Below are 17365 nucleotides of genomic sequence, written 5' to 3'. Positions count from 1 at the left end.
TCCCCCATGCATATCGAATTCACCCCGACCCGCCTGGTGGCGGATGCCGGCGACGGCGTGCTGGCCGGCAAACTGAAGAGTTACCAGGGCGGCGAGCCGCAGCCCGAGGGCCGGCAGCATATGGCGCTGGGCGGCAACACCGAGACCACGCTGTTCCGGCTGGTGCGCGAGTACAAGTGCCAGACCGTACCCATGCGGCTCGACGGGCCGACCCTGAAAAAGTGGCACGCCTTTGCCGCCAGCGTGGCCGCGGGCGAGTTCTTCACCTTCGATGGGCTGGGCACTGCCGCCAGCCCCGACGATCCCCGCCAGGTGCAGCTGAAATTTGGTTCCTTCAAGCAGCCGCAACGCAAGGCCGGGCGGATATTCGTGTTCAGCTTCACCATTGTTGAGTTCGTCACCTGATGCGCCAGAATTCCGACACCTTCGACCGCTACAACCAGGCGCCGGCCAAGGAGCTGCGGCTGGTAATCGAGGTGGGCTTTGACCTGCCGCTGTACCTGTCGAGCCATGCCGACATCCCCAGCCTGCCGGCCAACGCCGTGCTGGGGTGCCTGCAGCAGACCAGCAGCACCAGCCAGCGGCTGATCCCCGACCAGGGCCGCGCCGAGATCGGTTCGCTCAGTTTTGCCGCCATCGACCACCGGGGCCAGCTGTCCTATGTGCTGCGCGACGAGCTGGAAAACGGCAGCGGCTTCAAGGGCAAGACCGTGCGACTGTACCGGGGCTACAGGGGCATGGACTGGGCCGAGTTCCGGCTGGAGCAGACCCAGGTGGCCGAGGAGTCCATCAGCTACGATACCGGCCTGTACCGGGTGCGCTGCCGCGACGTGCAGCGGGAGATGCGCAAGGACCTGTTTGTACCCCGCGTCACCCGCCTGCGCGCCGACTTCCCCAAGGGCGCCGCCACCCTGCCGGTGTTCGATACCGGCGCGTTCCAGCCCAACCCCCACACCGCCGCCTATGGCGACGCGCCCGGGCAGTCGGTCTATTACCTGCGCATCAAGTACCAGGACGGCTACGAGATCGTGCGCGCCACCGGCAAGGACGGCACCAATTTTACCGGCGTCACCCGGGGGCTGTTCGGCACCCTGGAGCGCGACCACACCGTGCCCACCGAGAACAATGCCGAGCGCGGCATCGAGGTGGAGGAATATATCTACCTGGAGGGCCCGGGCCCGGCGCTGGCCTACAGCCTGCTGACCGGCTTTATTCCCGGCACCAGCGACATACTGCCGGACAACTGGCACCTGGGGATCGACCCGGCACTGGTACAGCTGGACCAGTTCGAGAACGTGGGCGCCGACTGGTTCCAGCCCGGCGACTACAGCAAGGGCAAGATCCTGCGCTTTGACGGCCTGGAAAAGACCGACGGCAAGAAATTCATCGAGCAAGAGATCAACCTGCTGCTGGGCGCGTTTATGCCGGTCAATGCCGCCGGCCAGCTGGGCTTCCGGCGCATGGCCGGCGTGCTGGCCAGCGCCGGCACCGTGGGCACCATCACCAGCAACGACGTGGTGCGCGCCGAGCCGCTGGACTTTGACCTGGCCGGGGTGCGCAACGTGTTCGGCATCCAGTGGAGCTGGTACGAACAGCCGGGATTTGACCCCAGGTTCCTGCGCACCACCAATTTTGTCGACGCCGACAGCATCGCCCTGCACGACCCGGCCAAGCCGCTGAACCTGAAATTTCGCGGCCTGCACAACAGCCGCCACACCTATACCACCCTCAAGCACACGTTCGACGCCCTGCGCGACCGCTACGCCGGCCCGCCGCTTAGGCTGCCGCTGGACCTGGTGCCCAGCATGAACGACCTGGAGGTGGGGGACGTGCTGCGGGTGGCGCTGCCCAGCATCCGCGACCACTCGATTACCGGCGACAAGCCGCTGCACTGGAATTTCCAGACCGCCGGCGACAGTGAGGGCTGGGCCGTCAAGGATGGCACCCTGTCCGTGGGCGGCGGCGTGCTGGCGGTGACCCATACCGCGCAAGACCCGCATATCCGGCGGACCCTGTCTGCCGCCGAACAGTTCACCGGTGCGGACCTGCCCTATATCAGGATTCGACTGCGCCGCACCAGCGCCGAGCCCATCCCGCCGGGCCGCACTTTTTACTGGCGCGACGCCGCCACCAGCACCTACCACAGTGTGAATCTTGACAGCGAGGTGGGCGCGCTGAATGCGCTGCCGGTCAATGCCTGGCATGAAATTGTTGTGGACCTGAGCGGAGAGATCGACTGGACCGGCGAGATTATCGAGTTTTTGCGCCTGGACGTCGGCAGTAACTGGGTGGCCGACTGGTCTTTCGACGTGGACTACATCCGCCTGCTGCCCGACCTGAACCTGGATGAATACAGCCTGGACCGCGCCATGGAAGTGCAGCGGGTGCGTATCAACCAGGTTTCCGGGCGGGTGTCGGTGGACCTGTTCGGCAGCTACCAGCCGGCGGGCTATATCCCCGACCAGGACGCCAGCGTCAGCAGCAGCGCGGAACTGCCGGACGGCTGGTACAGCGGCGCCGGCACCGAGCTGACCGCCGCCGGCCTGAGTGTCGACGCCAGCGGCTTCCTGACCGCCGACGGCAGCCTGGCGGGGGCCGCCGCTTCGCGCACCGTGTTCTATTACCTGGGCGACCTGACCATCCCGGCCGGGCGCACCCTGACCATCAGCGACAACGTGGAGCTGCGGGTGATGGGCGTACTGCAGGTGGACGGCGCCATTATCGGCACGCCCACCAATACCGCCGGCGGCTTTATCGGCAGCAGCTACGGCGGCGACGGGCGCGTGGTCGGCGGCAATACCAGCTACGGCGGCAGCCGGGGCGAGCGGGTGATCGGGCGCAACGCGGTGCTTCCGCCGCTGGCCATCGACAACGACGCCGGCGCGCTCACCGGAATGCCGGCCGACCTGCGCGGGTCCGGCGGCGCCGACGGCGGCGCGTCCTACTACTACCTGCAGGGCGACGCTAGCTACGAGATCGCCGGGCTGGGCGGTGCCGGCGGAGACGGCGGCGCGGGGCTGGTGGTGGTGGCGCGGGGCATCGCCTTCGGCACGTCGGGCTATATCGACAGCAGCGGCGCCGACGGCAGTCCCGGCACCCAGGTGGCCCCGCACAACATCGGCGGCGGCAGCGGCGGCGGCGGCGCGCCCGGCGGCGTGGTGCTGCTGGTGGATGGCACCCAGAACCCGCTGCCGGTGCTGAACAGCGGCCGCATCCGCGCCTGCTACGGCGCCAGCCCCGCCAGCCCCGGCCTGGCCGGCAAGGACGGCGGCTGCCTGGGCCCGGCAGCGGCCCGGGTGGCATTCGTGCCCAAGAGCCGCAGCCCCTACCCGGACGCCGAGGACCCGGCGCTGGACCCCGAGCTGCAGCAGGCGCTGGACGACATCGCCGCCGCCGAGGCGGAGCTGCAGGACATCGGCGCCGACGGCAAGCTGCACAGCGCCGAGAAAAAGCAGGTAATCCGCGAATTCAGCATCCTGCAGCTGCAGGAACCGGGGGTGGTGGCCGACGCCACCGCGCTGGGCATCACCACCGAAAAAACCGCCTTCCAGAACACACTGGCGGCGCTGGGCGTGTACCTGGATGCGCTGGGGCCCAACCCGTGGGACCTGGTGGGCACCACCACCAGCGTGGACCGCAACCAGTGGAACACCCAGTGGCAGGACGTGTACGACGCGCTGCGCACGCTGCTCAACCGGATCAACAGCGAGAACACCAGCCGCGCCGACGCCGCGCAGGCGGCCGCCGACGACGCCGCCGCCGATGCCATCGACGCGCTGGCGGACCTGCAGGACATCAGCGCCGACGGCGTGCTGCACCCCAGCGAGAAGCTGCAGGCCATCCGCGAGCGCGCGCAGCTGTCCCAGGAGCGCGCCGGCATCGTGGCGCAGGCCAACGACTACGGCATCACCGCCGAGCGCGACGCCTACACCAGTGCCGACGACGCGCTAACCAGTTACCTGGGCGGCCTGGCGCCGGTCTGGGACGACGCCACCCAGGCCACCCCGATCAACCGCACCACCTGGGATGACACCTGGCAGGCGGTGTACGATGCGCGCCAGGCGCTGCTTGGCGAGATCGCCGAGCGCGCCGCGCAGGGCATCAAGCAGGCGGGCAAGGGCGTGAACCTGATGCCGGGCAAGTATGCCGGCATTGGTGTGCATATGGGCGGCAGCATTACCGACCACTTCAACGTGACCACCAGCCGCGGCAGCGCGGTGATCGACAAGGTGACCAGCTACCAGGGCGGCGCCAGCCTCAAGCTGGCCGCCACCAGCGCGGACCATTACGCCTGGTTTGCCCCCACCGGCACCAGCTACAACATCCCGCTGGAGGCCGGGCGCAGTTATATCGTGTCCGGCTATGTGCGCTGTGACCAAGCCAGCCGCACCGGCAATCTGACCGTTAAAACCAACGACCCCGCCGCCACCGCGCACATCACCGGCTTCACCACCGGCGGCACCACCAACGTGTGGGAACGGGTGTGGTTCGTGTTCACCGCCCCGGCCGGCACCACGCGCGGCATCCTGCGCGCCGACTGCAACGACGCCGGCGCGACTATGTGGTTTGACGCGCTGATGGTGGAGGAGCAGGTGGGCAAGGTGGCCACGCCCAGCGCCTGGTCGCTGCAGGGGCCGTCGAGCCCCGAGGACATCGACTACACCGGCGACCTGGACGCCACCCGCGGCGCCGACGGCAGCAACCTGCTGGTGGGCGTGGGCAGCAACCAGCTGGAGAACTCCAGCTTCCGCATGGGCACCGAGCACTGGTACTACACCCAGAGCGGCAGCATGACCGACCCGGTCAACAAAGGCATCCGGGGGCAAAGCGAAAGCTGGGGCTGGGCGCCGGGCACCATCTACATCAACCAGCAGGGCAGCGTGGACACCTGGTCCCGCTGGTATGTGGACGAGCAGACCCCGGTGCTGGGCGGGCAGTATTACGAATTTAGCGCCTACATCAGCGCCCACCGCTGCACCTGCTTTGTCATCATTAACTGGTACGACGCCAACGGCGCCTTTATCAGCCAGCACACGGGCAGCCCGGTTACCGCCCAGGGCTCCAGCCTCACCCCGGACGAGGCGCAGCGCAGCGTGTACATGGGGCAGGCGCCATCCAATGCGTACTACGTGCGGTTCGGCCTGAACAAGAACGGCACCAACGCCGGGGAGGCCAATTCCTGGCTGTTTGCCACCCGCTGCTTTATGGGCCGCGCCCACCCGGGGCAGACCGAGCCCAGCGCCTGGGCCGATGGCCACGTGGGCACCACCCGGGTGCTGGGCACCATCGACGAAAACCAGCGCATTATTGATCAGCGCAATATTCCCATGGTGATGAGCGAGGTGGCGGCGGTGAACACCAGCTCGGTGTTGACGGCGTCGGACGTGGGCAGCACCTGCACCATCGACATCGCCGCGCACACCGTGCAGTTTGGCGGCTACACGGTGAACTACAACGCCGGCAGCCTGACCGGCTGGGGCTTCAACAAGAAGGTTTTTGTCTACTGCGATGACGAGGGCTTTAATGGCGGTTCAGTGATCTACGGCGGCAGCCAGGTCCTGAGCAACACCAAGGCCAACAAGGCGCGGCGGCTGGTGGGCATCATCACCACGCCCAGCGACGGCGGCGGCAGCACCAGCGAACCCAACCCCGACCTGTGCGTCGACTATGACACGCTGCTGCCGGACGGCCGCTACCTGCGCCACCTGCAGCCCGGCGACCTGGTGGAGTGCATCGACGTGGCCACCGGCGCGCGCGGCCTCTATCCGCTGCTGGCGATGGGCCAGGGGGTGGCAGAGTGCTATGCGCTGCAGACCACTGAGGGCGCAGAAGTGTGGCAATCAAAGTCGACCCCGATGGATCTGCCCGACGGCACCCAGGCGCGCACGCCGGACATGCTGGGCCAGCCGGTGTACACCCTGCGCGACGGGGTGGCCACCCTGTCCACGGTGTCGAGCCTGCAGCCCCTGGGCCGGCGCCGGGTGCTGAAGCCTGACCTGGGCGACCGAATGTTCTTCGCCGGCGTCGGCGCCGCCCACACCATCGCCACCCACAACGGCTACTACAAGCCATAACCCCGCCGCGGCCAGGGAGAGGTCGGCCGCGGTGCACTTTTATTTCAGGGAAAGCAGGACGAGACAATGAGCAACATGATCGAGTATATCGCGGCGACGGTGAACAACGCCGGGCCGGACGAGTTCTTTTACCAGCTCACTAGCGGTATTTTCAGCGGCGACATCGTGCGCATCACCCAGACCGAGCTGGAAATTGACCTGGACGATGACGGCACGGCCGACCAGCTCAATTTCAAGCACGTGGGCACCTTCGTGGATGTGGACAACAACGAGCGCACCAACGCCGCCGGGGTGGCCTGGCGCACCAAGGCGGAGATTCATTCGCTAATGATTGATGCCATCGCCGCGGGCACGGTCGACAAGGAGGTCAGCAAGGGCAACTGGCGCGCGGACTGGGTGCAACAGACCGCGCAGCGCCGGGTGGCCATCGGCGAATAATCCCTAGTTGAACAGCGCGGCGCCGCGGCGCTGCTGCTGGCGGGCGCGGGCCAGCCCCTGCTGCCAGTCGCCCAGCTGCGCCGCCAGCTGGTCCAGGCCGCTGCCGCCGACGGACAAATGGCTGTGGGACAAGGCCGAGGCGCTGCGCGGCTGGCTGTTTGGCGGCCTGGTGCTGGCGCTGGCAGGGGCTAGTTGAGCGGGTCTTCCTGTGTCTCAGGTTTTAGCGAGGTCGTCGAAATCGAAAAGCTCTCGAACATGTACGCCCAGAGTCCGGGCGATGTCCTCGAGGAGGTCGAAGCGGGGTCCATGAATGCCACGCTCTATGTGGCTCACGGTCTCGGTGCTGACGTCCAGCAGGAAGGCCAGGTCCTCTTGGCTCATGCCCTTTCCGCGGCGGAGCTCCGCCAGTCGCTGACCGAATTGTCGTTTTAATTTCCTTTCCATGCCGCGAGCCTATGGCCCGGGGTCGGAAAGCAACACGTAGTTTAACTGCGTGATTTGTCCTTCTTGTAAAGTTGGAAGAGGCTCTGAACGGCTCTCTGTATGTGTAGTTGCCATTGAGTCGGCAGTTGGGAATACAGGCGGGCCACATGGGGGGAGAAGGGTACCTGGGCAAAGTGGTGCCGCTGTTCGGCGCCGTAGACTTCCGCCAGAGTGGTACCCACAACCTCGCACCACGCAGGAAGCAGCTCGCAGGGTATGGTCTGCTTGCCGGTCTCCATCTTGGAAATTTGGGATGGCGTCAGGCCGCCAAGGCGACGCCCCACCTCCGCACCGCTCAACTCTCGTGCTGTTCTTGCTCTACGCAGCCTTTCGGCAATCTCACCAGCCAGTAATTTGCTCACAAAACAGCCTGTAATCGAGTGTCATAATTTCTAATTTAGAAAGTGACTAAAAATTCGTGTTGCGAAAATCGAAAATATTTGGCGTTAGATCTAACAAAATAGTACGAGAGGGGTAAATTAAGGACTGTTGAGTGTTTAGTTCGCTCTTGGGGCAGTAGTCGATACAAATTACTAAGGGTTGGTGAAATTGGAGAACAATAATGCTAAACGTGCAGATACAGCAGATGCGCACTGTTCTGGATCTCCAGCGAGGACTGGATGTGGTATCGCAATGGGAGGACGAACGAGCACGGAACGCCGTGACCGCCGCCATCCGTGAAGAGATCAACGCGATTGCAGATGGTCTGGTTTATATCCGGCAGCAGCAGTGCGTTGTGCCCGATTGTGCTCAAACGCATCATCTTGGCGGGGTGGCGAATTTCTGAAGCGCGGGCGCTCTGCGCTCGTGAGCGGGCAAGTTCATTCTTTGTCTCGCCCGTTCTCTTTCTTCCATTTATTACGCTGCTGGTCGTGCCACCTTTGATTGCTGTCCATGCCCCGGAATAAAGCCAGGCGCGTGGTAATTTCCCTGCGCAGATTGGCTGTGGCCGGCACCGAGTAGGCCCTGGTGTAGTGTTGATAATTGAGTAGTTGTATCTCATATGCCGGAGTGCCGTCCTGGTAGCGCCAGCGCCTCAGGTACACAGGCTCCCCGTCGATCAATATATTCCTGCCTTTCATTGCTGCCCGCCACGCCGTTTCAGGGCGACTATTCTAGCTCGCCAGATACTGTTTATCCATACAGCTACGCGGTGTGGTAAAAATCTAAAGGGCTAGAGCCCAAGCGGGCTAAAGAGGAGGCGTGAGAAGTCCATATTACCACACCAGATCAGCTAACCCATTGATATTAAAGGGTTGTCTGCCTGCTTGTGGCTCCTGAGGTCGCGGGTTCGATCCCCGTCGGCCACCCCATATTTTGCCCCCTCCCGGAGGCGCGAGAAAGCCCCGCTTATAAGCGGGGCTTTTTTGTATATGCCGAAATCGATGGCGGTAACTTTTGCGCCAGCCGGCGGGATACAGGATAATGATCATATTGGAAGGGCCGCAGTGACTGGTGGTCCGCGAACTCGAATCTAATACCCTCGCGCGTTTGCGGGGGTTTTGTTTAACGGGAACAGGGGACATTTTGGTGACGGTATCTGCAGAGCCTAAAGCAACCAACGTACACTGGCATCATGGCGAGGTGAATCGTCAGGACCGCGCAAGCATTCTTGGCCACAAGGGTGTGACCCTGTGGTTCACCGGACTGTCCGGTTCCGGCAAGAGTACCGTGGCAGTGGCGCTGGAGAAGGCCCTGGCCGCCCGCGGTGTCCTGAGCTATCGCCTGGACGGGGACAACATCCGCCTCGGGATCAACTCCAACCTGGGCTTTTCGGCGGAAGATCGCGCCGAGAACATTCGCCGGGTGGGTGAGATTTCCCGCCTGTTCGCCGACAGCGGTGTGGTTGTGCTCAGCAGCTTCATCAGCCCCTATCGCCAGGATCGGGATATGGTGCGCCGTATCCACGAGGAAAATGACCTGGAGTACCTGGAGGTATTCGTTGATTGCCCGCTGGAGGAAGCGGAATCCCGCGACCCCAAAGGCCTGTACAAAAAGGCCCGGGCGGGTGAGATCAAGGGCTTTACCGGCATCGACGATCCCTACGAGGCGCCTGAGGCCCCGGAGCTGCACCTGCGCACGGCCGAGATGACCCTGGAGCAGGAAGTTGACGCCATCATCAAGAACCTGCAGGAGCGCGGGATCATCGTCTGAAGATGATCGCGCGCCGGGCTGGCCTCCCATAAAGGACCAGCCCGGTTAATTCTTCGAAATCCCAGCTATCCGCCCCCAGCTGTTCCCAGAATATCCTTTCCCATTTCCTGCGTAGCCAGCAATAACCCTGTTGCCGGTTTCCCAGCCATGGTTCCAAACCGGGTGTCGGCTCTCTCGTCGTAGGTAATTGTTGTTGCGCCCCCCGTTCGTCTCTCTCCGCACTGTCGTTGATGGGAACGCCATCTGTCCGGATGGTCGGGTTTTCCCTTCTTATACTCATGCTGTACCAAAAGGAAGTTCGCTGAGCGGAGGCGATTATGCAGGGACGGAGAGCAAGGATTCTCTCTGGGGTAGGGCTCGCGCTGCTGGTTGCAGTGGCGGCTGGCGGATGGTTTTTTATCGATCGCCTCCCGCATATTCCCGATACACCCCCGGCCCCGGTCGTGGGAGTGCCGGATGGCGCACTCGAGCATGCCCCCACACCGGCATATTCCGGACCGCACCCCCGCACGACAGAGCGACCGCCCGAGTACTTTCCCTTCCCGATCAGCATTGGCGAGATAGGACCCGTTGAGACGCTGTTTTCCGGGCCTTCGACCTATCCCTTCTACTGCGGCATAAACAACGTGACCAACCGCCAGCCTTTAGTGGATAACCATGACCGGGAGGGGGTTCCTGTATTTGCCCTGGACGAGGAGGGCAAGCGGACAGATGAAGTGATCGGCTACAGCAGGGACTGCAGTCACCCCACACAGGTTACCTATTATTATCGGAGCACGGAAGACGGCGATTTCCACCCGCTTGAGGCGGCGAACGGAGACATCGACCAGGTGACGGTCAACGGGCGCTCGGTCGATTTTGTCGTGCGGCTCGAGACCGGGACCATCAATCGTTTTTTCTATGCCATCGCCGCATTGAGGGGGGAGGGTGAAACTGCCGGCAAGCCCAACCCTGCCAACTGGAATCGACGGCTGATCTACCAGTTTCGTGGTGGCGTTGGGGTTGGCCGGCGCCAGGGGGATATCAGCAAGGGGGACATTGTCAGTCGCCGGGCCGACCAGTTGGCGCGCGGCTACGCCATTGTCTATTCGTCCGGTAACCAGACCAGTAATCACTACAACATCTGGCTCGCAGAGGATGTGGCCCGCCGTCTCAAGCAGCAGTTTGTCGCGCTATATGGAAAGCCGCTGTATACGGTCGGTGTTGGTGGTTCTGGTGGTGCGATCCAGCAGTATCTCTTTGCCCAGAACGCCCCGGGGCTGATCGATGCGGCGCTGCCGCTTTACTCCTACCCGGATATGGTCAGCCAGACAATTTACGTATTCGATTGCGAGCCACTGGAGTACTTTTTTGATGTGGTGGATGCGGAGAATCCCCGCTGGAGACAGGTCACGGAGCGTTCACTGGTGCAGGGGCTGCCGGCCAGCCGGGAGGTCACCAGTCGTTTCCACGTACTGGAGACAGCGGCCGCATTGTTCGATGGGAGATACCGCACCGGGCGGGATGGCACCACCGAGTGCACCCAGGGCTGGCGGGGGCTGGTGCCGCTGGTTAACAACCCCAATTTCGTGCACTTCATCAAGAGCTATGCGGATGATGTCGCGGAGCAAACACACTGGTCCCACTGGGAGGACCTGCGGGCATTCTATGGTGCCGATGAAACCGGTTATGCCAACAGCGCCTGGGACAACGAGGGCGTCCAGTACGGATTGGAGGCATTGCGGTCTGGTGACCTGTCGATGGACACCTTCCTGCGGATGAACGCCACGGTGGGTGGCTGGAAGGCCCCTGAAAACCAGGGCGGGGAGAAGCTGTGGTTCCTGAATGGGCGCGTGTTCCCGATGGAGCTCTCCGTCTGGAGCGAACACAACATGAACCTGGGTAGCCTGGATAATCCTGCGCCGCGATCCCGCGCCAGCACGGCGGCAATCGAGGGTATTTACCGGTCCGGCCATGTTTTCCTGGGTGATGTGGAAATCCCTATTATCGACCTGCGTCACTACCTGGATGACGACCTGGACATGCATCACAGTGTGGCCTCCTTTTCTGCGCGGGAGCGCATCCGGCGGGCCCGCGGCCATGCGGATAACCAGCTGATCTGGACCAGCCACAAGGACTATACGCCGCTGGATGAAGCCCTGGATACCATAGACCGGTGGATGCAGAACATCATCGACAGCCCGCAACTCGGGGTTGCCGCAAACCGCCCGGTGGATGCCAGCGACCAGTGTTTCGATAGCCAGGGCAATGTGATTGCGGCGGGGGAGGGTGTCTGGGACGGGGAATGGAACGGCCGCCCGGCAGGTGCCTGCATGCGGAAATACCCGATTCATAGCACTCCGCGCCAGATGGCTGGTGGCCCGATGACGGATGATGTATTCAAGTGTCGCCTTCAGCCCGTTGCGGCAGCGGTTGAGCGGGGGGTATACGGTGGGGCAACCGAATCCGTCGCCGAGCGGTTGCAGGACCTGGAGCGGGTGTTCCCATCCGGGGTGTGTGACTACAGTGCGCCAGACCTGGCCCGCCCCGAAGAACAGCTGATACCCGGCCGGACCCCGGTGTCGATCGCGGGCCACATGATCCTGCCGGACTACCGGCAGCCAATCCAGCGCTTTGCCGGGGACAAAGAAGACGCCCCGGACCCTGTCACCCCCGAGCCGGTGGCCCTGCCGGCCAGTAACAGCGATTGAGGCCGGCACTGGTATACCCCAAGTGCCGGAAATGAAAGGAAAAAGATGCAAATTGTGGCGCGGAATTTGTTGACAGGGCAGCCCAATCGGGTATGATTCGCGTCGCTCGAGAGGCACAGCCCGGAGCAATACGGGTGGTTAGCTCAGTTGGGAGAGCGACGGCCTTACAAGCCGTAGGTCACAGGTTCGACCCCTGTACCACCCACCATCTCTCTGGCAGCAGCTTGCAAAAATTGAGAGATGCGCCTACCGCGGACCGGTAGTTCAGTTGGTTAGAATGCCGGCCTGTCACGCCGGAGGTCGCGGGTTCGAGTCCCGTCCGGTCCGCCATATACGAAAAAGGCCCACACGAAAGTGTGGGCCTTTTTCGTATATGGCTGATCGTCGTGACAGAGCCCCCGTTCGACAAAATTGCCAGGAGCAATTTTGGACGCCGAAGGCGCCCGCAGGGCGAGGGCCATGGATGGCCCGAGTCAGTCCCGCAACTGGAGTTTCAGTTGGCAGGGGCGTTCTTCGAAAGTGTGGGCCTTTTTCGTATATGGCTGATCGTCGTGACAGAGCCCCCGTTCGACAAAATCGCCAGGAGCAATTTTGGGCGCCGAAGGCGCCCGCAGGGCGAGGGCCATGAATAGCCCGAGTCACTAAATTGCCTGGAGCAATTTTGGACGCCGAAAGGCGCCCGCAGGGCGAGGGCCATGGATGGCCCGAGTCAGTCCCGCCACAGTTGTTCCAGTTGGCACGGAAAGATCAACCCAGGCGAGGTTTTTTTGTGTATCGCTGATCGCCATGGCAAAACTGTCTGGAACAGTCTGGGACGCCGGGGCGGAGAGGCGACGCCCGCCTCAGATGCAAGTCCGTGACCTTCTATCCCGTCGTTCCGGCGCAGGCCGGAACCCAGCTGCTACTGCCAAGGATGCCGACCTCCCTGGGTTGACGAGTACCTTTATCTAGAGTCAGCTGCCCCGCGAGCGAAGACAAGCGGGCCAGCATCCCTCTCGTCACGCGGTTACCAGCACCTTACCTTCTCGCCCACCTTGCGCCGCCATCGCAACAGCATCCTTGATATCTTTCACGCTGAATGTGCTGTCGATTGGCGCTTTCAGTTTTCCGCCAATAATCAGCTTTGTCAGTTCGCCGTAGACCCTCTGCTGGTCCTGGGTAGATGCCTCCTCGAACCACCGGGCCAGCCAGAAACCGCGCATGGAAACCCCCTTGAAGATCAGCGCGGTGGGGGAGATCTTGCACGGTTTGCCGCTCATCATGCCGTAATTGACCAGGGTTCCACCTTCAGCCAGGCAATCGGCGATACGGCCAGTGGCGGTATCGCCCACGGCATCGATCCCCAGTTTGATATCCGCCCCGCCAGTCGCTTCCTTGACCCGGGCAGGCAGGTCGTCACCGTCTACCAGCACCACATCGGCGCCCTGTGCCTTGAGAGGCTCCACCAGGGATTCCCGGCGGACAATGTTGACCGTCTTGAACCCGCGGATATGCGCCAGCTGGATCAGGTAGTTTCCCACACCGGAGTTGGCTGCGTTCTGGATTACCCAGTCACCTGGCTGCAAATCCACGAACTCGCTGAGCATCAGTGAGGCCGTCGGCGGATTGATGGAAATCATCGACAGCTGCAGCGGGTCTGCCTCATTGGGGAGGGGAAGCAACTTGTCTGCCGGAACCGTGAAATGGGTGCGCCAGGTACCGATGCCTACCGGGAGCAGTACTGTCTGCCCGATTTCTGGCGCGCTGACGCCTGGCCCGTGTTCGACCACCCGGGCGACCCCCTCGTTGCCGCCGACAGCGGGGAGGGGCGGCAGCATGCCGTAATCACCGGTGAGGGTCAGGACGTCGGAAGGGTTGATGGGAGAAGCCAGGAGCTCCAGGAGCACCTCGCCTTCCTTCAGTTCGGGTGTTTCACATTCGACTGCTTCGATGACTTCCTGCGGTACCGGGCCGCGGGACTGGTATTCTGCTTTGAGCATCTGTTGCTCCTCCTGTTTCGGGTCTCTGGCTTCCGTTAGAACCATGGACCGCAATTTAGTCGATCTGTTTTTGCCGTGACCACTTTTAATCATTGATGGCGCCTTATCACGCAGCTTGATAAGCGTCAGGTCAGGGCGGTGCCGTGGATCCTTGCCAGGGTTGCCAAATGGCCGAAAAGCGGATAAATTTGGTCATATGTCCAGACCAAAACGGAGGGGTGGATATGGCGTCAATGCCTTCCCTGGAGCCGCAGCCGGCAGAAGACGAGGTATTGCTGGAGGCCCTGCTGAATACCGCATCCTACCTGGGCCTGCGCAAGCGCGAGCTGGCCGACATCATCCATATGGATGAGCGTACCCTGAGGCGAAAATCCGGCCTGGCCCCGGACAGTGCCCCGGGCCAGCTGGCCCTGTTGCTGGTGCGGGCCTATCGAGCGGCCTTTGTATTAATGGGCGGCGCGGAAGGGGCCCGGCACTGGTTCGATACCCCCAACAAGTCACTCAATGGCACCCCGCGGGAAATGGTTGTCCAGATTGAGGGCCTGGTGCGGGTGGTCAATTACCTCGATGCCATGCGGGGCAAGGTATGAGCGACGGGCTGGGCCAGCTGATCGACAACAGCCGCCAGCGACTGATGGGCAGGCTTTTCCGGATGGTGGAGTCACAGGAGGATGTCGCTACCCGCAGCCTGGTGGACAGCCTGCAGAAGCAGGAGGCCCTGGAAAACCTGCTCGAGCGCAGTAAGCCCAAGCGCCTGCCCGGCACAGAACAACTCCATTACCTGCTGGCCACGCCTTTCCGCTATCCACCACTGCCCTGGGGATCCCGTTTCGGCAGCACTGCGGAGAACGGCATTTTTTATGGCAGCAAGACCATTCCCACCGTACTGGCGGAATCCGCCTATTATCGCCAGCTGTTCTTCAATGACATGGAAATCCCGCCAGCGGTGCCGATCACCAGTTACCATAGTATTTTCTCCGCCCGCTATGCCGCCGATCCCGGGGTGCGCCTGCAGGCACCGGACTGGGAGTCGCACTGGGACAGGATTGCCGACCCGGTGAATTACAGCTTCTGCCAGCAACTGGGGGCGCGTATGCGGGCATCGGGAATTGTCGGCATTGAAGCTCCCTCCGCCCGGGCCCGCCAGGCTGGCATCTCGCCATTTCCGCCCACTGACAGTGAGGGCGTCAATGTGGCGCTGTTCTCCCCGGAGGTCCTGCTGCGGCGGGCGCCGATGCAAGAGGCGGAGGTTACGGCGGAAACCGGTGCTGATGGGGTCGCCTTCCTACTCAAGCTGGGTGACGGCACCGTTACCCATCGCTTTCCCGCCACTGCTTTCCGGGTCGGCGGCCGCCTGCCACAGCCGGCCTGACCCGCGCCCGCCAGGCCTGGTGCGTTCTTGCTCCAGGCCGGCAAAGGAACTTTCTCTCGAGGCCCAGCCATGCTCCCGCGTTACCTGACCCGCTTTGACCCGGACTATATCCGCGGCGTCGCTCGCCAGATTCCATACCAGCGGCTGCAAGGGGGACTCTTCCCGGGTATAGAGGTGTGGATGCGGCGTGACGACCTGCTGGATCCCCTGGTTTCGGGTAACAAGGCCTACAAGCTGCTCTACAACATACAGCGGATGCGGGATCAGGGGCTGGATACCATCATTACTTGCGGTGGCGCCTGGTCAAATCATATACATGCGACCGCGGCAGCAGGGCAGCGCTTCGGCTTCAAGACCCTGGGAATTATCCGTGGGCACCGTCCAGCCCGATTCAGCGCAACGCTTCGGGATGCCGAGCGGTTTGGTATGGAGCTCTATTTCGTTTCCCGGGCTCATTACAAAAAGCGAGCTGCTGGCGATTTCTTGGCCAGCCTGGATCTCCAGACCCGCCGGGGACACTTCATCCCCGAAGGTGGAGCGAATATGGAAGGGCTGATGGGCCTCCGCATGTTGGGTGAGGTGATCAACGAGAGCTCTCCCGTAGATTTTGACCAGGTGTGGCTAGCGTGTGGGACGGGGGTGTCACTCGCGGGGCTGCAGGCAGGCCTCGGTACGGCAAAAGTAGTGGGCATTCCTGTACTCAAGGCTGAAAGTGGCATTCGGAAAGAGGTGTCCACCTGGCTGGCAGACGCCCGCTGCCGTCGGACCCCGGAGGTGCTTAACGGATACCACTGTGGCGGATATGCCCGACAGACTGACGAACTAACGGATTTCCAGCAGCACTTTGAAAGAGTAACCAGAATCCCGCTGGAACCTGTTTATACGGCCAAGCTGGCCTATGCGCTGAGCAAAGAAATTGACGCCGGTAACCTCGCTCCGCACTGTCGCATACTGCTGCTCCATACCGGCGGCCTGCAAGGTCGCCGGGGGCTTTGCATTGGCTAAAAAATGAGCGGCTATATGGTTTGTCGTTCTGGAAAATCCCGGCTCTCGCGCCCACCTGACTGCCGGGACTTGGTTCGACTCACACCCAAAGCTCAGGCATAATCGCCTATCGCTTTTCGGGGCGGAGTGGACGCCCTTTGATTAGAAAACAAACAGTTAACCTGGGAAAGAACCAAATCGCTGGGCCCGTCTCCGGGCACCATGGGGGAGCGGTGTCGGAATTCAAGAATATCGGGCTAATCGGCCGGACAGAGAGCGATAGTGCGGTTCTCTCGCTCAAGCGCCTGATGGCGTTCCTGCAGCGGGAGGGCTACGCAGTGGTACTCGAGCAGGAGACCGCCAAGGCGGTAGCTGCTAAAGGCACCCGCATTTCCTCCAAGGATAAACTTGGTGAACTCTGCGATCTTGTGATCGTTGTAGGTGGTGATGGTAGCCTACTCGCAGCCGCCCGTGCATTGGCCAAATTCAGTGTTCCCCTCCTGGGAATAAACCGTGGTCGCCTGGGTTTCCTAACAGACATCACCCCCGATGAAATCGAATCCAAGGTTGGCGAAGTCCTGTCTGGCAAATACATGGCGGAAAGCCGTTTCCTGCTGGATATGTCAGTGACACGCGATGGCAAGCCAGTGGGCAAGGGTTCTGCACTCAACGATGTGGTGATCCACCCGGGCGAATTTATCCGGATGATCGAATTTGACCTCTTTATCGATGGTCAATTTGTATACACCCAACGATCTGATGGCCTGATCATCTCCACACCGACAGGATCAACAGCCTACGCCCTCTCGGGGGGTGGCCCCATCATGCATCCGAAACTTGATGCCATCGTGCTTGTCCCATTGAACCCGCACACGCTGAGCAGCCGTCCCATCGTGGTTGAGGGGAGCAGTGAGTTCAAAATCATCGTGGGAGAACACAATGTGGCAAGGCCGCATGTGACTTGTGATGGGCACGATCAGGTGATTACCCAGCCAGGGGATGTGGTGCGGATACATAAGAAGCCCCACCGACTGACATTAATACATCCGATTGATCACAATTTTTATGAAACATGCCGCTCAAAATTGAATTGGCAATCAGGAGCTTAATGTGGTGTGCGTCAAACAAATTGGGTCAAATGAATCTAAAAAGTTAGAAACAGAAGTTTTCGGCGGCGAAATTCTTATCGGC

The 17365-nt window shown here is 62.1% G+C and carries 14 protein-coding genes and 2 tRNA genes; 12 read left to right on the top strand and 4 right to left on the bottom strand.

Going from position 1 to position 17365, the window contains the following annotated elements; all coding sequences use genetic code 11:
* Positions 1-6: 6 nt before the first annotated feature.
* The 3 genes from ACH6CX_RS02440 to ACH6CX_RS02430 all read left to right on the top strand — a co-directional run bounded on the left by ACH6CX_RS02440 (position 7) and on the right by ACH6CX_RS02430 (position 6512).
* The gene (locus tag ACH6CX_RS02440; RefSeq protein ID WP_396674604.1) at positions 7-405 is read left to right on the top strand and encodes a hypothetical protein; all 399 of its coding nucleotides are present in this window, start codon (positions 7-9) and stop codon (positions 403-405) included.
* The gene (locus ACH6CX_RS02435; RefSeq protein ID WP_396674602.1) at positions 405-6074 is read left to right on the top strand and encodes a carbohydrate binding domain-containing protein; all 5670 of its coding nucleotides are present in this window, start codon (positions 405-407) and stop codon (positions 6072-6074) included. The genes ACH6CX_RS02440 and ACH6CX_RS02435 overlap by 1 nt, the downstream gene beginning before the upstream one ends.
* Before the next feature lie 66 nt (positions 6075-6140).
* A complete protein-coding gene (locus tag ACH6CX_RS02430; protein ID WP_396674600.1) occupies positions 6141-6512 on the top strand; it encodes a hypothetical protein in 372 nt (123 codons plus the stop codon).
* 3 nt (positions 6513-6515) lie between these two features.
* Here ACH6CX_RS02430 and ACH6CX_RS02425 read toward each other — a convergent pair whose 3' ends face one another.
* The 3 genes from ACH6CX_RS02425 to ACH6CX_RS02415 all read right to left on the bottom strand — a co-directional run bounded on the left by ACH6CX_RS02425 (position 6516) and on the right by ACH6CX_RS02415 (position 7357).
* Positions 6516-6644, bottom strand: coding sequence for a hypothetical protein (locus ACH6CX_RS02425; protein WP_396674598.1), 129 nt, complete (start codon positions 6642-6644; stop codon positions 6516-6518).
* A gap of 81 nt (positions 6645-6725) precedes the next feature.
* The gene (locus ACH6CX_RS02420) at positions 6726-6956 is read right to left on the bottom strand and encodes a helix-turn-helix transcriptional regulator (RefSeq protein WP_396674596.1); all 231 of its coding nucleotides are present in this window, start codon (positions 6954-6956) and stop codon (positions 6726-6728) included.
* 41 nt (positions 6957-6997) lie between these two features.
* Entirely contained in the window at positions 6998-7357 is a 360-nt protein-coding gene (locus tag ACH6CX_RS02415; RefSeq protein WP_396674594.1) for a helix-turn-helix domain-containing protein, read from the bottom strand.
* Between the two features lie 200 nt (positions 7358-7557).
* On the opposite strand from ACH6CX_RS02415, the gene ACH6CX_RS02410 reads away from it, so the two are divergent.
* The 5 genes from ACH6CX_RS02410 to ACH6CX_RS02390 all read left to right on the top strand — a co-directional run bounded on the left by ACH6CX_RS02410 (position 7558) and on the right by ACH6CX_RS02390 (position 12169).
* Positions 7558-7782, top strand: a complete 225-nt coding sequence (locus ACH6CX_RS02410; RefSeq protein ID WP_396674592.1) for a hypothetical protein — start codon at positions 7558-7560, stop codon at positions 7780-7782.
* A gap of 743 nt (positions 7783-8525) precedes the next feature.
* Positions 8526-9149 carry an adenylyl-sulfate kinase gene (cysC, locus tag ACH6CX_RS02405; protein ID WP_232942826.1) on the top strand — a complete coding sequence of 208 codons (624 nt, stop codon included), beginning with the start codon at positions 8526-8528 and terminating at the stop codon, positions 9147-9149.
* A 317-nt stretch (positions 9150-9466) separates the two neighbouring features.
* Complete coding sequence (locus ACH6CX_RS02400) at positions 9467-11839, top strand: DUF6351 family protein (RefSeq protein ID WP_396674589.1); 2373 nt, start codon at positions 9467-9469, stop codon at positions 11837-11839.
* Between the two features lie 132 nt (positions 11840-11971).
* Positions 11972-12047, top strand: a tRNA-Val gene (locus ACH6CX_RS02395).
* Positions 12048-12092: 45 nt separating this feature from the next.
* Positions 12093-12169 (top strand) — tRNA-Asp (locus ACH6CX_RS02390).
* Positions 12170-12837: 668 nt separating this feature from the next.
* Here the strand turns inward: ACH6CX_RS02390 and ACH6CX_RS02385 are convergent.
* Positions 12838-13818 carry a zinc-dependent alcohol dehydrogenase family protein gene (locus ACH6CX_RS02385; RefSeq protein ID WP_237061673.1) on the bottom strand — a complete coding sequence of 327 codons (981 nt, stop codon included), beginning with the start codon at positions 13816-13818 and terminating at the stop codon, positions 12838-12840.
* A gap of 224 nt (positions 13819-14042) precedes the next feature.
* Here ACH6CX_RS02385 and ACH6CX_RS02380 point away from each other — a divergent pair, with 224 nt between their 5' ends.
* The 4 genes from ACH6CX_RS02380 to ACH6CX_RS02365 all read left to right on the top strand — a co-directional run bounded on the left by ACH6CX_RS02380 (position 14043) and on the right by ACH6CX_RS02365 (position 17283).
* Entirely contained in the window at positions 14043-14408 is a 366-nt protein-coding gene (locus ACH6CX_RS02380) for an MbcA/ParS/Xre antitoxin family protein (RefSeq protein WP_232942823.1), read from the top strand.
* Positions 14405-15190 carry an RES family NAD+ phosphorylase gene (locus ACH6CX_RS02375; RefSeq protein ID WP_232942822.1) on the top strand — a complete coding sequence of 262 codons (786 nt, stop codon included), beginning with the start codon at positions 14405-14407 and terminating at the stop codon, positions 15188-15190. Before ACH6CX_RS02380 ends, ACH6CX_RS02375 begins: the two co-directional genes overlap by 4 nt.
* 27 nt (positions 15191-15217) lie before the next feature.
* Positions 15218-16195, top strand: coding sequence for a 1-aminocyclopropane-1-carboxylate deaminase/D-cysteine desulfhydrase (locus tag ACH6CX_RS02370; protein ID WP_396674586.1), 978 nt, complete (start codon positions 15218-15220; stop codon positions 16193-16195).
* A gap of 212 nt (positions 16196-16407) precedes the next feature.
* Positions 16408-17283 (top strand): NAD(+) kinase, encoded by an 876-nt coding sequence (locus tag ACH6CX_RS02365; RefSeq protein ID WP_396674584.1) that lies wholly within the window; start codon positions 16408-16410, stop codon positions 17281-17283.
* Positions 17284-17365: the final 82 nt, after the last annotated feature.

Source organism: Microbulbifer sp. JSM ZJ756, assembly GCF_044383805.1.
Taxonomy (GTDB): domain Bacteria; phylum Pseudomonadota; class Gammaproteobacteria; order Pseudomonadales; family Cellvibrionaceae; genus Microbulbifer; species Microbulbifer zhoushanensis.
The sequence above is the reverse complement of the archived record's forward strand: the minus strand, read 5'-3'. Positions and strand labels throughout refer to the sequence as shown.